The sequence below is a fragment of the Dactylosporangium sp. CA-052675 genome (genome assembly GCF_050947935.1).
Taxonomy (GTDB): Bacteria; Actinomycetota; Actinomycetes; order Mycobacteriales; family Micromonosporaceae; genus Dactylosporangium.
This window is the reverse complement of sequence record NZ_CP192010.1, coordinates 4,755,830-4,770,122: the sequence shown is the minus strand read 5'-3', so window position 1 is coordinate 4,770,122 and position 14,293 is coordinate 4,755,830. Positions and strand designations below refer to the sequence as shown.

Annotated in this window: 16 protein-coding genes and 1 pseudogene; 8 read left to right on the top strand and 9 right to left on the bottom strand. The window is 75.1% G+C overall.

Annotated features, from left to right (window positions below):
- Window positions 1–110: 110 nt before the first annotated feature.
- On the top strand, window positions 111–497 hold the full coding sequence (locus ACQP1P_RS21900) for a hypothetical protein (RefSeq protein ID WP_433088896.1): 387 nt from the start codon (window positions 111–113) through the stop codon (window positions 495–497).
- A gap of 248 nt (window positions 498–745) precedes the next feature.
- On the opposite strand, the gene ACQP1P_RS21895 is transcribed toward ACQP1P_RS21900, so the two are convergent.
- The 3 genes from ACQP1P_RS21895 to murJ form a co-directional block, all read right to left on the bottom strand.
- Complete coding sequence (locus ACQP1P_RS21895) at window positions 746–1,738, bottom strand: hypothetical protein (protein WP_433088894.1); 993 nt, start codon at window positions 1,736–1,738, stop codon at window positions 746–748.
- 125 nt (window positions 1,739–1,863) lie between these two features.
- Window positions 1,864–2,850, bottom strand: a complete 987-nt coding sequence (gene add / locus ACQP1P_RS21890; RefSeq protein ID WP_433088892.1) for an adenosine deaminase — start codon at window positions 2,848–2,850, stop codon at window positions 1,864–1,866.
- Between the two features lie 156 nt (window positions 2,851–3,006).
- Window positions 3,007–4,491 carry a murein biosynthesis integral membrane protein MurJ gene (murJ, locus tag ACQP1P_RS21885; RefSeq protein WP_433090077.1) on the bottom strand — a complete coding sequence of 495 codons (1,485 nt, stop codon included), beginning with the start codon at window positions 4,489–4,491 and terminating at the stop codon, window positions 3,007–3,009.
- A gap of 58 nt (window positions 4,492–4,549) precedes the next feature.
- On the opposite strand from murJ, the gene ACQP1P_RS21880 reads away from it, so the two are divergent.
- The 5 genes from ACQP1P_RS21880 (at window position 4,550) to ACQP1P_RS21860 (ending at window position 7,448) form a co-directional block, all read left to right on the top strand.
- Window positions 4,550–5,002, top strand: coding sequence for an NUDIX hydrolase (locus ACQP1P_RS21880; RefSeq protein WP_433088891.1), 453 nt, complete (start codon window positions 4,550–4,552; stop codon window positions 5,000–5,002).
- Between the two features lie 88 nt (window positions 5,003–5,090).
- Window positions 5,091–5,471 carry a DUF1622 domain-containing protein gene (locus ACQP1P_RS21875; RefSeq protein WP_433088889.1) on the top strand — a complete coding sequence of 127 codons (381 nt, stop codon included), beginning with the start codon at window positions 5,091–5,093 and terminating at the stop codon, window positions 5,469–5,471.
- Complete coding sequence (locus ACQP1P_RS21870) at window positions 5,468–5,713, top strand: hypothetical protein (protein ID WP_433088887.1); 246 nt, start codon at window positions 5,468–5,470, stop codon at window positions 5,711–5,713. The genes ACQP1P_RS21875 and ACQP1P_RS21870 overlap by 4 nt, the downstream gene beginning before the upstream one ends.
- A 36-nt stretch (window positions 5,714–5,749) precedes the next feature.
- On the top strand, window positions 5,750–6,487 hold the full coding sequence (locus ACQP1P_RS21865) for a siderophore-interacting protein (RefSeq protein ID WP_433088886.1): 738 nt from the start codon (window positions 5,750–5,752) through the stop codon (window positions 6,485–6,487).
- Between the two features lie 52 nt (window positions 6,488–6,539).
- The gene (locus ACQP1P_RS21860; RefSeq protein ID WP_433088885.1) at window positions 6,540–7,448 is read left to right on the top strand and encodes a septum formation family protein; all 909 of its coding nucleotides are present in this window, start codon (window positions 6,540–6,542) and stop codon (window positions 7,446–7,448) included.
- 97 nt (window positions 7,449–7,545) lie between these two features.
- On the opposite strand, the gene ACQP1P_RS21855 is transcribed toward ACQP1P_RS21860, so the two are convergent.
- Window positions 7,546–8,508 (bottom strand): hypothetical protein, encoded by a 963-nt coding sequence (locus ACQP1P_RS21855; RefSeq protein WP_433088883.1) that lies wholly within the window; start codon window positions 8,506–8,508, stop codon window positions 7,546–7,548.
- On the opposite strand from ACQP1P_RS21855, the pseudogene ACQP1P_RS21850 reads away from it, so the two are divergent.
- Window positions 8,467–8,739: pseudogene (locus ACQP1P_RS21850) on the top strand (hypothetical protein); the annotation flags it as partial. The gene ACQP1P_RS21855 and the pseudogene ACQP1P_RS21850 sit on opposite strands and share 42 nt — an antisense overlap.
- Here the strand turns inward: ACQP1P_RS21850 and ACQP1P_RS21845 are convergent.
- Window positions 8,626–9,189 (bottom strand): hypothetical protein, encoded by a 564-nt coding sequence (locus ACQP1P_RS21845; protein ID WP_433088881.1) that lies wholly within the window; start codon window positions 9,187–9,189, stop codon window positions 8,626–8,628. The pseudogene ACQP1P_RS21850 and the gene ACQP1P_RS21845 sit on opposite strands and share 114 nt — an antisense overlap.
- Before the next feature lie 79 nt (window positions 9,190–9,268).
- Here ACQP1P_RS21845 and ACQP1P_RS21840 point away from each other — a divergent pair, with 79 nt between their 5' ends.
- Window positions 9,269–9,532 (top strand): ATP-binding protein, encoded by a 264-nt coding sequence (locus tag ACQP1P_RS21840; protein WP_433088879.1) that lies wholly within the window; start codon window positions 9,269–9,271, stop codon window positions 9,530–9,532.
- Here ACQP1P_RS21840 and ACQP1P_RS21835 read toward each other — a convergent pair.
- The 4 genes from ACQP1P_RS21835 to ACQP1P_RS21820 are packed head-to-tail and all read right to left on the bottom strand — an operon-like array spanning window position 9,529 to window position 14,292.
- Window positions 9,529–10,698, bottom strand: coding sequence for an MFS transporter (locus ACQP1P_RS21835; RefSeq protein ID WP_433088877.1), 1,170 nt, complete (start codon window positions 10,696–10,698; stop codon window positions 9,529–9,531). The genes ACQP1P_RS21840 and ACQP1P_RS21835 overlap by 4 nt on opposite strands.
- The gene (locus tag ACQP1P_RS21830; protein ID WP_433088875.1) at window positions 10,695–12,323 is read right to left on the bottom strand and encodes a PucR family transcriptional regulator; all 1,629 of its coding nucleotides are present in this window, start codon (window positions 12,321–12,323) and stop codon (window positions 10,695–10,697) included. The genes ACQP1P_RS21835 and ACQP1P_RS21830 overlap by 4 nt, the downstream gene beginning before the upstream one ends.
- Complete coding sequence (gene menC, locus ACQP1P_RS21825) at window positions 12,320–13,432, bottom strand: o-succinylbenzoate synthase (protein ID WP_433088873.1); 1,113 nt, start codon at window positions 13,430–13,432, stop codon at window positions 12,320–12,322. The genes ACQP1P_RS21830 and menC overlap by 4 nt, the downstream gene beginning before the upstream one ends.
- Window positions 13,423–14,292 carry a GNAT family N-acetyltransferase gene (locus tag ACQP1P_RS21820; RefSeq protein ID WP_433088872.1) on the bottom strand — a complete coding sequence of 290 codons (870 nt, stop codon included), beginning with the start codon at window positions 14,290–14,292 and terminating at the stop codon, window positions 13,423–13,425. The genes menC and ACQP1P_RS21820 overlap by 10 nt, the downstream gene beginning before the upstream one ends.
- Window position 14,293: the final 1 nt, after the last annotated feature.

Sequence of the window (14,293 nt, the reverse complement as noted above, 5' to 3'; positions counted from 1 at the left end):
CATCAGCGCCCCGCGCGGCGCGTCCGCAGCACCCGAGAATCGGCGACCACCGCTTGATCAGCCGCGCGCCCATGCCGCGATCCGCGTGGCCCGCTGGGGGAAGATGAACCGTGGCCTCCGACCAGGATCAAGAACGGGAGTCTCAGCTGCTTTCAGCCGAGATAGATCCGCTCGCTCAGGCAATCCTCGATGCCGCGCAGCCTTGGGATGCGTACAAGGTCGCCGTCAACATCCCGGGACGCTTCCTGGATGCGTCGGACTGGCTGCCACACGGTGGCCCGCTCTACCGGGCCTGGGCGGAACTCGCGGACCTCTTCGAGACCGGCAAGACGCCAGTCGCAGACGCACACGCCGCCCTTCGGCAGGCCGCAACCGACTGGCTTGCCCGACCCGAGGATTCCACGGCAGCGTCGGTTGCGATGTGGCTGGAGCGAGCGCAGACCCTGACGAACCGGCTCTTTGACCGAGACGGCGACTTCTGGCACGGCCCCAAGTAGGAAACGCGCGCTCAAGCCGCCGTTGGTGCGCGGCGGTCGGCCAATGTTCGTCCCAGACGGTGACTCGCTCGGCGAGGCCGAGACCTCCTGTCCTGCCGAAGACAGTGCACCTGATGTTACGTTCGGGCGTGGCCGGGTGGCGGGTTCCTTGGTGCGACAGGTCGTCACCGAACAGCTCGTCGAGGGTCGCCGGCCGGCCGGTCATGTCATCGCCTCCGGTTGCTGGAACGTCTCGGTAGGACGGCCTATCAGTCGAGCGGGTCCCAGTGTCCGGCGTACCGCAGCAGCGAGCGCGCCAGGTCCGGATGTGCGGCCGCCCAGGCGGTGTCGAACAGGAACCATTGCTGGTAGCCGAACGGCTCGTTGCAGTGCATCGCCAGCTGGGCGAGGTGCTCGGCGACGTGGAGCAGGGACGCGTCGGGGTTTCGCTCATGGGTGCACTCGCCAACCTCGATCAGTTCGACGGCCTCACGGTGCACGGCGGCGTGCGCGTCCGGCATGCCCCGCGGCCACGGGGTGTCGTTGAGGTTGAAGCCCGGCCAGTGGTTGCACCGCTGCAGCGCCGGCTCGACGGTGGTTTCGTCCGGCGCGACGAGCGCCCGCAGGACGAGCAGTTCCTCCGGCCAGTCGTCGCCGGGGTCGGCGGTGCGCAGGTGACCGGCCACGCCCGGCAGGTCGACGCCGGGGAACGCGAGCGGCGCCATGCGGGCCAGGGTCCTGCCGTCGTAGTGAGTGAGGAACACCGCGTACGTCGTGGCGTCGCCGCGACCGGCCGGTGTCGCGACGGTCACCGGGCAGCCCGGGTCGAACGCCGCCGGCGCGTCCGCGTCGCCGGGCAGCGGCCAGGAGTGCAGCAGGTAGGCGAGCCGGTCGCCGCGGGCTGCCACCACCTCGTCGTCGAGGAAGAAGTAGGCCAGTTCGACCTCGTCGTCGTCGTCACGCACGCGCAGACTGTGCTCGTCGAGCCGGACGTCGTCGGTGCCGCCTTCGACGTACCGCTGAGCGCGCAGCAGCGTGCCCAGCTCGCCGACCGTCTGCGGCGGGGGCTGTCCGTTCGCGCGCGCGGCCTCGAAGATCGAGCCGAGGCCGTACACGTGGCCGCCGAGCTCCGCGTCGATCCAGTCCCACGGGTCGTCGCAGTCCCAGCCCCGCCGGAACCAGCCCAACACGCTGGCGTCGGGGATCTGCCGGACCCGCAGGCTCAGCGGACCCTCGTAATGCGTCCGGTAGACGAAGAGCACGCCCGCGACAGTACGTTGCGCCGCCGATCGAGCGTCACGCCCGTCAAAGCCGCTTGATCGGCTGCACGGACATACCGCTGGGCGCGCGGCCGCCGGTGCATGGTGGATCACGACGGGTGACGGTCTCAGTGTTGGAGCCAGGTGTCGATGTCGGCCAGGGCCGATGCGATCAGCTCGTCGGGGGCTCCGCTGTGACGCAGCGACGTTCGCGCGCAGGCGGCCAGTTGCACGGCCGTGAGGCCGAGGTGGTCCCGCGCCCGGGTGTACTCGGCGAGCAGATCCGTGTCGAACAGCAGCGGGTCGTCGGCGTTGATGCTGCACGGCACGCCCCGGCCCAGCAGGGCCGCAAGCGGGTGCCGGGCCAGCGACGGGACGACGGAGAGCATCACGTTGCTCGTCGGGCACACGTCGAGCGCGATGTCGCCGGCGGTCAGACGGTCGAGGAGCACGGGGTCGGCCGCTGCCGCCACGCCGTGCATGATCCGGTCGGCGCCGAGCACCTCGATCGCGTCCCGCACCGACGACGGACCGGTCAGTTCACCGGCGTGGGGGACGGCGAGCAGGCCACCGTCGCGGGCCATGGTGAACGCCTCGGCGAACAGCGGGCCCGGTGCCGCGGTCTCGTCGCCGTCCAGGCCGAACCCGACGACGCCGTCGTCGCGGCGGCGGACGGCGAGCCGGGCCAGCGCGACGGCCTCGTGCGGTGGCCGGTTGCGGTTGGCCGCCACGACGAGTCCGAACCCGACGCCGTAGCGATCCTGGGCGGCCCGTCCGGCGTCGAGCACGACGTCCAGGACGTCGGCGTCGGTGCCCAGGCGCCCGCCGAACAGGCCCGGCCACATCGACGGCTCGACCCAGACGGCCCCGGCGAGCGCGGCGTCCTCGACGATCTCATGGACCAGCCGCCGCGCGTCCGCCGGCGTGCGCAGGCACGCGGCCGCGGCGGTGATGGTGTCGGTGAACGCCGCGAACGAGCCGTAGCCGCTGGGCAGGACGGCGGCGACTCCCGCGCGGTCGGCCAGCTCCAGCAGCGTCGAGCGGCGCATCGCCCCGTCGAGATGGACATGTACGTGGGCCTTCGGCAACGCCGCGAGGGCGTGAACGACCGCCATTCGGGCATGATGCCACGCCGGATCGACCAGCCGCCGGTCACAGCCCTGTGCTGTCACCCGCGCCGCACACCGGTGCGGCGACCACCGCGACGAGCCAGGTCATCACGCGGGCGACCGAAGATACGCGGCGCCGAAGGTACTGGCCGGGTGTCACGATCAGAAGCGCAGCTGCCGCAGTTCCGTGAGGCGCAGCGCGGCCGCGACAGCCAGGTAGAGCACGAGCCCGACCAGCCCCGCGGGCACCGCGGTCATGACGCCGCCCGCGAGCGCCGCGCCCACGCCCGCCACCGCCGCCGCGACGAGGACCTTCGCGTGGGTGCGCACGATCCGGTGCCCGTCGATGCGGCCGAGGCGGCGGCGCAGCACGAGCGCGGTCGCGACCAGGCCGGCCGTGTAGGCCGCGGCGTAGGCGAGCGGCACCCCGACCACGATGTCCGCGGCCGGCAGCAGCCACGTAGCGGCCGCGCAGCCGGCCACGCCGACGATGCTGACCGCCGCGGCGATCAGGGCCGGCGACCGCGTGTCCTGCAGCGCGTAGAAGCCGCGCTGCAGGATCGTGTACGCCGCGAACGGCAGGAGTGCCGGCCCGAACGCGGCCACCACGACGCCGAGCATGGTGACGCTGGGGCCGTGGCCGAACACGAGCGCGGCGGCGGGCTCGCCGAGCACGAGCATGCCCGCGGCGGCCGGCGCCAGCGCGACGGCCGCGACCCGCACCGCGAGGGACAGGTCGCCGATGACGCGCTCGTGGTCGCGGCGGGCGGCGCTGCGGCTGAGGCGGGGCAGCATCGCGGTCATCACCGACATGGCGATGACGGCGACGGGGACCTGGAAGATCGCGTACGCGGTCTGGTACGACGTGACCCCGCCGGGCCCGCTCAGCGACGCCGCCCGCGTGGCCGCCGCGAGCATCACCTGCGCCCCGAGGACCGACAGCAGCACCCACGCGCCGAGGCGGCCGATCCGCCGCACCGCGATGCCCCGCGGGTCCAGGTGCAGCCGCAACGGGAAGCCGCTGCGCGCGAGCGCGACGACGACGAGCGCGCTCTGCCCGACGACGCCGGCGGTCGTTCCGAGCGCGAGCAGCGTCAGGTGTACCGTCGTGAGCCCGTCGATGCTCGTGCCGCCCCCGATCGCGAGGTACACGCCGCCGACCGCGATCACGATGAGGCTGTTGACGAGCGGCGCCCACGCGGGCGCGGCGAACCGCCCGCGCATGTTGAGCACGGCCCCGGCCGTGGCCCCGACGCCGTAGGCCAGGATCTGCGGCAGGAAGTACCAGCTGAACACCACGGCGAGGTGGCGCTGCGGGCCGGTGAAGCCCGGCGCGTACGCGTCCACGAGCCACGGCGCGGCGACGACGGCCACGACGGTGACGAGGCTCAGCCCGTACACCATGAGCGACAGCAGCCGTTGCGCGTACACGACGCCGTCGTCGGCCTCGGTGACCGCCGCCCGCGCGAGCAGCGGCACGACGACACTGGCCATCGCCCCGCCGACGACGAGCTCGAAGACCGCGTTGGGCAGCGTGTTCGCCACGTTGTACGTGTCCAGCAGCCGGGTCCCGAGCCCGAGCGCCGCGATGAGCACCCCGATCCGCGCGAACCCCGCGACCCGCGACACCGCGGTCGCGATCGCCATCCCCCGCCCGGCACCGCGCAACGAAGCCATGCCTGTTCCTACCAGATACGGTCCAGGAATGAGTTTCCGGCTGGCGGCGTACGCGCTGTGCATCGAGGCCGGCCGGGTCCTGCTCGCCCGCTGCGGCCCGGTGTGGACGCTGCCCGGCGGCCGCGTCGAGCACGGGGAGGACCCCTTCGACGCGGTGCTGCGGGAGCTGCTGGAGGAGACCGGCTACACGGGCGTGGTCGCCCGGCTGCTCGGCGTCGACTCGCGCGTGATCCCGCCCGCCGAGGCCCGCGGCGGCATCGCGCACCAGAACGTCGGCGTCTTCTACCGGGTCCAGGTCGCCGGCGGCACGCTGCGGCCCGAGCCGAACGGCGACACCGCCGAACCGTCCTGGACCCCGATCCGCGGCGTGGCCGGGCTGCGCCGCTCGTCGCTCGTCGACATCGGTCTCGCCCTGGCGCTGACGATGCCCGCCACCGGGCACGTGGCTCCGGTCCCGACCGGCGGCCTCGTCCAGCACTGAGCCCACGAAGGTCCGCCACTGCGCCCCGAAGGTCCGCCACTGCGCCCCGGAAGGTGTGGACCGGGCCGGCGGCGGGCAACGGCACGGTATGGACAACCTCTTCGGCGAGGCGTGGCTGGCCTCGGCCGTCGACCTGCTCGTCCGGATCGTCGAGATCGCCGGTGCGATCGTCATCTTCGTCGGCGCGATCGTCGCGTTCGGACGGTTCGTGGTCGCCGCGGTCCGCACCCGCCGCACCGAGAGCTTCGTGCCCATCCGGCTCGGCCTCGGCCGCTTTCTGGCGCTCGGCCTGGAGTTCCAGCTCGCCTCGGACATCCTGCGCACCGCGATCGCGCCGACGCTGCGCGAGATCGGCGAGCTCGCCGCCATCGCCGCGATCCGCACCGCGCTCAACTACTTCCTGAGCCGCGAGATCAAGCAGGAGCGGGCCGAGCTGGCGCGCCGTGACGCGGACGGCTCGCTGGGATGAGTGTGCTGCTGGGGTACGCCGCGCTGGGCTGCGTCGCCGCCGGGCTCGTCAGCGGCGCCGTCACCCTGGCGCTGGGCCGCGACGTGCGGGAGGCGCTGCGGACGGCGCTGGACTTCTGGCTCGCCGCCGGGCTGCTGCGCCTGAGCGGGGCGCCGGGCTGGGAGCCCCTGCTGGTCGCCGCGACGATCCTGGCGATCCGGCAGCTCGTCGGCTGGTCGCTGCGCGGGTCCGGCGGCGTGTAGGGGGCCGTGCCGCCGCCCGGTTGTTAGTCTCGCGGGGTGACGTACCCGCGGCGCGACCCCCGGCCGAACCTGCCGGCGCGGGTGCGGGCGGTGCGGGACGTCACGGGCTCGATGCGCGAGATCGACCTCGTCGGCCCCGACGTGCCCCGCCTGCGGGTCCGGCCCGGGGCACACCTCGTGGTGCGGGTGCCCGCCGGCGACGGCGAGGCGCGCCGGGTGTACTCCATCTGGCGCCACGACCCCGCGCGCTCCCTGCTGTCGCTGCGCATCGCCCTGCACGACGCCGGCGGCCCGGGCTGCGCCTGGGCCCGCGAGGCCGGACCCGGCGACCGGGTCACGCTCGAACCGCCGCGAACCAAGATCACGCTGGACGAGTCGGCGGCGTTCCACGTCTTCGCCGGGGACGAGACGGGTGCGGTACCGCTGCTGGCCATGCGAGCCGCGCTGCACCGCTCGGCCCCGGGGCGCCCGGTGATCGGCGTCTTCGAGTCCGCGAGCGAGGCGGACGAGGTGCCGGGCCTTCCCGGCGTGCCCGCGCTGCCCTGGGTCCACCGGGGCCGGACGCCCGCGGTCGGGTCCCGGGTGCTGCTGCGCGCCGTCGCCGATCTGGGCCTGCCCGCCGGCTCGGGCGCGGCGTACGTGGCCGGGGAGAGCGAGACCTGCCGGCTCCTGCGGCGCGTGCTGATCGAGCAGCGCGGCTTCTCCCGCCGCGGCGTGCACACCCAGCCGCAGTGGCAGCCGGGCCGCCCCGGCTTCGGCGCCGGCACCGACTGACCGGCCCGGCCGGGCTGCGGGCGCGGCTCCAGTTGATCTAGTGTGCGTATCCGTGCGTCGTATCGTGCTCGTCACCGCCGCCGCGGTCCTCCTGCTGGCCGGGTGCTCCGGCGCCGGCGATCCCGGCACGAACGCGGGGCCTTCGCCGTCGCCGTCGCCGGTCGAGGTGCTGCCCGCGGTCGGGGCGTGCCTGACGTCGGGCGGCACCATCGCGTACGCCGACAAGGCCGACCCGGTCGCCAAGGAGGCCGGCTGCGACACGCCGCACAAGCTCGAGGTGGTGGGCACCGGCCGGTTCCCCGACGGCGCGCAGGTCCCCGGCTGGGGCAGCGGCGCGCTGCGCGCCGCGTACGCCGAGTGCGGCAGGGCCGCCACCGCGTACCTGGGCGCCGACTGGCACAACGGCTGGCTGTTCCTGCACATCGGCCGCCCCTCCAGTGCCGACTGGGCCGCCGGCGCCCGCGGCTACGTGTGCGGCATCGCGGAGTTCGAACGCACCGACTGGTCCGCCCCCGCCGTCGCGCGCACCGGCACCCTCAAGGGCGACCTGGCCCCCGGAGGCCCCGGGAAGGTCGCCCAGCGCTGCGCGGCGCTGATCGGCCGGGACCCCGACCCGCAGGGCTTCTACGACGGCGCCAGCCAGAAGCGGGCCGACTGCGCGACCCTGCACGACGCCGAGTACGCCGGCTCCATCGAGCAGCCGGACGGGGTGTACCCGGCGTACGAGTCGCAGCAGGCCTTCGTGGGCAAGCGGTGCGACGCCCTGGTCGCGAGCCTGCTCGGGCTGACGCCGCAGGCCCTGAGCAGGCGCCGCGACGTGCGCGGCCTGTTCACGTACCTCGACGACCAGTCGGAGTGGCAGGCCGGCGAGCGCTCGAACCGCTGCTACGCGACGGTCGCGCAGAGCCACAAGATCCGCGCGAGCGTCAAGGGTCTCGGGACGGGGCCGCTGCCGTACTGAGGGTCTTGCGCGGGGCTGGCGCTGGTCTCCGTGGCCGGCGTCGCAACGTCGCCGCTCGCCTCCCGCCGGACCGCCGCAACGGGTGACCGGGCCGCGTTCAGGTGGTGCGTCGTCCCCGCTCCTTCCACCAGGCCGCGTACGTGCCGTCCCATGGGAGCGGGTCCCGCCGCGGGCCGTCGGAGCGGTACGTGCGCCGGGTGGGGAAGACCGTGACGCCCATGTCCGCCTCGGACTCGCGCGAGGCGAGCCGCACCTCGTCGAACGAGCCGTCCACCGAGACGATCGGCCGGCCGCTCATGACGACGTGAATGTGGTCGAAGATGCCGTGCTCGAACGAGTCGAACACGGTGATCGTCATGAAGCAGGCGCCCAGCGGGTTGGGCGGGTCGGGCTTCTCGCGGGCCTCCGCCCACTCCGCGATCGTGTGGCCCGCGCCCCACTCGAACAGGGCTACCTCGCCCGGCCGGAGGAGCCGCTCCCGCCTCGCGGCGGTCTCCTCCACGAACTGGGCATCGTCGTCGAGCCGTACCCGTGCGGTGGTCGCGCCCTCGTTGATCAGGACGCCGCGGGTCTGGAACCACAGGAGCCCCTTGCGCTCCCCGTTGCGCGCGAAGATCTGCGCCGGCGAGGCCGCCTCGGCCTGGGCCAGGCAACGCTGGTCGAGCAGTCGCAGCTCGCCCTCGTAGGGCATCCGGTCCCGCGTCGCGTCCAGCAGCGGGGGCCACTTCGGCGCCTCGAGCAGCGCGACGACGAGGGGAGCCCGCTCGTCCGTCCGGGCGCGTGCCGCCTCCCCGACCATCGCCGTGGAGGCCTTGAGCATCTCCTGGGCCAGGACGACCTGCTCGTCGGCGGCCTTCGCCTGAGCCGCGTTGATCTCGACCTGCCGCTGCAGCTCCGGCAGCTGCTTGGCGGCGGTCCGGGCCGCGGCCCGCCCCGAGCGGGCGGCCGAGACGGCGGCGATCGCCGCGGCCACCGCGCCGATGGCCGAGACGATCTGAATCCACTCGGCCAAGGTCAGATGACCGATGCCGGCTGCCAGCGCATCCCAGAAACCACGCACGGCCAGGGCCCACCTTCACGAGAGACTCACCTTGTGGCCGGATCCGCGCGGGGCTCGGCCGCTCACCGGTCGAGGAGCGATCTGCCCCGCCCGGGCACGGATAAGCGCGGCGTCGAGTCAGCCGTTGGGGTCGAAGGCGCCGTCGAACTCGAAGGCCGGGTTGGTGACGTCGTTGCCGCCCGCATCGCCGGCGGCGCCACCGGCGTCCGCCCCGACGTCCCGGCCGGCGACGACGAGCTCACCCGCCTCGGCCGCACCCTCAACGACATGCTCGCGGCCCTGGACACCGCGCTGGAGCGGGAGCGGCGCTTCGTCAGCGACGCCAGCCACGAACTTTGCACCCCGCTCACCCTCCTCGCCGCCGAGCTCGAGCTCGCCCTGCGACGGCCCCGGCCCGCCGCCGACCTGCGGGAGGCCCTGCGCGCCGCCACCGACACCGCCGGGCTCATCACCCTCGCCGACAGCCTCCTGGCCGTCGGCGTGCCGCCCGCGCCGGCCGCGAGCACCCCGCCAACCGACCTGTCCGTCCCGGTCGCGCCGATCCTGCGGCGGTACCGCGACGCCGCCGGCCTCACCGCCACGACACTGCGCGCGGAGCTCGCCGCCACGCCGCCGGTCCGCATCGACCCTGCCCGCCTCGAGCGCATCGTCGCCAACCTGCTCGACAACGCCCTGGCCCACGGCGCCCCACCGATCACCCTCGCGACCGCCGCGATCGGCGGCTGGGTGCGGTTGACCCGTCCACGACAGCGGACCCGGCATGCCGGCCGAGTTCCTGCCCCACGCGGCGGAGCGCTTGGCCCGCGCCGGCACCGCCCGCAGCACCCCCGGCACCGGCCTCGGCCTGTCCCTCGTCGACGCGATCGTCACCGCCCACGGCGGCCGGCTGCGCTGCTGCTCCGGCCGCGCCCACCACCATCCGCAACAGACGCCGCTCCCGTGTGCCCACCCCGGCACGGGCACCACGGTCACCGTGCTGCTCCCGACGGCCGGCGCCGGCGACGCGGGCGACGAGCCGGGCTAGGGCGTCGGGGCGCGCGTGGACCGGGCCGCGAGCGCGAGCACCGCTCCGGCCGCGAGCGGCACGGCGAGCGCCGCGAACCCGTACATGAGGGCCGTCGCCGAGGCCACCGCCGCCACCAGCAGCGGCCCGCCGGCGTCACCGAGCTCCCGGCCCAGCTCGGCGGAGCCCATCGTCTGGCCCAGCCGTTCCGGCGGCGTCCCCGCGGCCAGCGCCGCGAACCCCAGCGGCGTCACCAGCCCGGTGCCGACCCCGATCAGCACGGCCGCGACCAGCACCCCGACCAGGCCGGGCAGCATCGCGCAGCCCAGGCCCGCGGCGGTGACCGCCAGCCCCAGGCCCAGGCCGGTGCGGGTGGCCAGCCGCCCGTCGTCGAGGGCGCGGCCGGCCCACGGCTGCACCACCGCCGCGCAGGCGGCCAGCACCGACACCGCCGCGCCGGTCGCCACCGTCCCGAGCCCGGCCGCCCGCCCGCTGACCGGCAGGAACCCGACGCCGACCGACAGCGCGGCCGTCGCCGCCGCCAGGGCGCCGGTCGGGGCCAGGAATGCCCGCTCCGTCAACCGGCGCACCAGGTCCAGCACCGTCTGCCGCGTCTTGGGCAGCGGCGGCACGACCGGCACCGCCACGACCACCCAGACGGCCACCGCCGCGCCCAGGATCGCCAGCACGACGAACAGCAGGCGCAGGTCGCCCGCCCATACCAGCACCCCGCCGAGCAGCGGGCCCAGGGTGTAGCCGATCGACTTGCCGAAGCCGTAGGAGCCGAACGCCCGGCCGTGCCCGGCCGCGGGATTGAGCCGGGCGACGAGCGCCGAGGCCGCCGGCGAGAACGCCGATGCCGCCGCGCCCTGGCCCAGCCGGGCGACCCACAACCACGACGGCCGGTCCGCGACCACGTACACGACGGAGGCGGCGGCGAAGGCGACCAGGCCGCCCAGCAGCAGCGGGCGCGCCCCGACCCGGTCGGCGAGGCTGCCGAACACCGGCTTGAGCAGCACCTCGGCGCCGTCGTAGAGGGCCAGCAGGCCGCCCAGCACCAGCAGCGACGTGACCGCGTCCGGCGAGAACCCGCCGAGGTTCGCGGCGATGCCGTGCGCGCCGAAGGCCGTCGTGAACCCCGCCGCGTACAGCGGCCACATCTGCCGTCGCGGGGCCCGGGCCGTCACGTCAGCTGCTCTCCCAGGCCGAGCCGCAGCTGCAGCATCGCCTCGAAACGGTCGTCGGGGTCGGCCAGGTCGATGCCCGACACCTCGGCGATCCGCTTGAGACGGTAGCGGAAGGTGTTGGGGTGCACATGGACCGCCGCGGCGGCGGCGGGGACGTCGCCGAAGCTGTCCAGCCATGCCGCGAGGGTCTCGGTGAACGCGGTCCGGTGGCGGGCGTCGTGCGCGCGCAGGCGTACCACGGCGACGTCCGGGACGCCCTCCTCGGCGGCGATGCGATCGGAGAGGTCCTCCAGCAGGGAGGCGACGTAGACCTCGGGGAGCCGCGCGACCCGCGGCCGGGAGCGCCCCCGGGCGAGCACCCGCAGCACGCGGTCGCCGTCGGCGCGCGAGCGGCGCAGGTCGGTCGGGTGCTCGGCCACCCGGCCGATGCCGATCAGGGCCGGCACCCGGGTTCCGATGCGGCCGAGGAACTCCTCGGCGATGCGCTGGGCCCGTGCCTCGGACGTGGTCGGCAGGACGGCGTAGATGACGCCGCCGAGGCCCGCGACGGCGGCGCGCGGGTGGATCGCGCTCAGGTGCAGGGCCAGCGCCCCGGCGAGCAGGTCGCCCGCGGCCACGCGGTCGGGCGTGACGGCCGGCGCGGGATCGCGGGGCGGCGGGTACGCGTCGACGGCCAGCACGGCCAGCACGCACGCCGGCTCGCCCGTCAGGCCGAGCCGGGCGGCCGCCCGGGACGCGCCCGCGCCGCCCTCCAGCACCGTCGCCAGCAGGTCCGCCCGCAGCCGGCGCTCGGCGTCCGCGCTGCCGCGCCGGCGCAGCAGTTGCAGGGCGGCGAGCTTGGCCGACTCGCGCAGCGCCCGGTCCTGGACCTCGGACAGCGGGCCGTCGACCACGACCCAGATCGAGCCGAGGATCTCGCCGCCGGCGCGGACCGCGATCGCCGCCCGGGGCTTGCCCGCGATGCCGTCGATGTAGATGGGGCCGTCGGTGCGGTACAGATTCTGGAAATCGCCGCGTTGCTCGAGCGCGCGCAGCTTCTCGGCGGGGACCTGCCGGTCGAGGATGGTCGCGATGCGGGCCTCGTCGCCCTCCTCCTGGCGGCTGGAGAAGGCCAGGACGCGGCCGCCGCGGTCCTCGACCGTGACGGGGCCGCCGACGAGGCCGGCCGCGGCGTTCGCCATCGCGAACAGGTCCCCCGACAGCGGGTCGTCGCCGCCGGGTTCGCCGGGGCGCCCGACCGTGCCGACCTCGTCGGTGGCGAGCAGGGCGCGCAGCAGGGCCGCGACCTGGGCCCAGGACGCGCCCGGGGTCAGCCCGAGCACGGGCAGGTCGTGACGGGCCGCGGCCTCGGCGACCGGGCCCTGCGCGGCGACCGGCGAGCGGACCACCAGCGCGGCCGCGCCGATCGCCCGGGCGTGGCCGATGAGGGCGGCGACGGGTTCGGCGCCGTAGACGCCCACGCCGAGCACGACGGCGCCGGGCAGGCGCGCCGACTCGTCGCCGGGGTCGTGGATGAGCACGCCGCTGACCGGCCGATCGGGGTCCGCGCGTCCGGCCACCAGCTCGACCAGTGTCGAGCCGAGGTCGGTGAGGATCCGCCCCAGCACGGCCCGTGGCGATGTCATGATCGTACGGTAATCCACTCCTTCGTCACCGTGACGCGCTCCAGCCGGTCGGGGATCGGCTCGCGGCCGAGCCCCGGCTCCCGCGGGACGTCGAGGTGCCCGTCGGCGAGCACGAACGGCTCGGTGATGTCGGTGGCGTAGTAGCGATCCGACGCGGACGTGTCGCCGGGCAGCGTGAAGCCGGGCAGCGCCGCCAGGGCCACGTTCGCCGCGCGCCCGAGGCCGGTCTCCAGCATCCCGCCGCACCAGACCGGCACGCCGTGGGCGACGCACACGTCGTGCACGCGCCGGGCCTCCAGGTAGCCGCCGACCCGGCTGGGCTTGATGTTCACCACGGAGCAGGCCCCCAGCGCGATCGCGTCCGCCGCCGAGCGCGCGGAGACGATCGACTCGTCGAGGCAGATCGGCGTGCGCACGATCTCGGCCAGCTTCGCGTGGCCGCGGATGTCCTCCTCGTCCAGCGGCTGCTCGATCAGCAGCAGCCCGAAGGGGTCCAGCCGGGCCAGGTGGTGCGCGTCGGCGACCCGGTACGCGGTGTTGGCGTCCACCTGCAGCGGCACCTCGTCGCCGAAGCGCTCCCGCACGGCCCGCACCGGCTCGACGTCCCATCCCGGCTCGATCTTGAGCTTGATCCGGACGTAGCCGTCGGCGAGGTAGCCGCCGACGGCGTCCAGCAGCCGCGGGATCGAGTCCATGATGCCGACCGAGACGCCGGCGGCGACCCGCTCCCGGGTCGCGCCGAGCCACGTCGCGAAGGAGATGCCGTGCGCGCGGAGCCAGGCGTCCAGGACGGCGGTCTCCAGCGCCGCCTTCGCCATCCGGTGCCCCTTGATCGGCTCGAGCGCGGGCGCGACGCGCCACGGGTCGAGGTCCGCCACCGTGGCCAGCGCGGGGATCAGGTAGTCGCGCAGCACGTCGGCGGCGGCTTTCGTGTACTCCGGGGAGTACAGCGGCGCCGCCATCGCCCCGCACTCGCCCCAGCCCTCGCCGTCCTCCGTCACCGCGCGGACCAGGACGATCTCGCGCGCGTGCTGGGTGCCGAACGAGGTCCGGAACGGCGCCACGAGCGGCACCGCGATCTGCCGCAGCTCCACGCCGGTCAGTCGCATCGCCCGTCCCGCCCTTCGATCACGTACCGGCCGTCGCGGGTGAAGCCGGCGACGGTGTGCCCGGTGTCCATCAGCCCGCCGAGCACGTCGCGCGTCGCGGCTCGCCACCGGCCCGCGGCGGCCGGGTCGGCCCGGCGCAGCCGTTCGATGTCATCCGGCACGGCGACCAGCACGCGGTGGCCGCCGGCACGGCCGCGGACCGGGCCGCCGTCGGCCCCGACGCTGAGGCCGGCCACGGCCCCGTCGACCGGCGGCGGGGCGGCGCCCGCGGGCCGGATGAGGTCCCAGTGGACGAGCAGCCGGTCGGTCTCGGTGCCGGCGTTGATCTCGTCGTGCATGGCGCCGTAGAAGTTCGCCAGGTACCGCGTGGGCACCGCGCCGAGCTTGCTCAGGTTGAAGTAGGCGTTGCGGCTGACCAGCGGGTCGAACGTCCAGCTGATCAGGCCGATGCCGCGGCGCAGCGCCCAGGCCCGCTGGTGCAGCTTGAGGGCGAGCCCGGCGTGGCGGCCGCGCAGCGTGGTGTCGATGCCGGCGATGTGCGAGTGGAGGCCGTCGGCGGCCAGGAAGCCCACACAGGCCCCGGCCAGCCTGCCGCCGGCGAAGACCCCCGCCACGTAGCTGCCGGAGTGCGACAGCCCCTTCAGCAGCTTCAGGGTGATCAGCGGGTCGCCGGGGTCGGGCCGCCAGATGTGGTCCAGCAGCGCGCAGGCCTCGGTCATCTCCTCGATCGTGGCGAGCTCGGCGACGGTGATGCCGGCGGCGTCCGCGGTCGCCTCGGCCAGCGCCGTGGCCTCGACGGCGTGCTCGGCGCCGGCCGTGGTCCGGGTCGCCGTGGCGGCGTCGGGGTGATGATCGGTCATG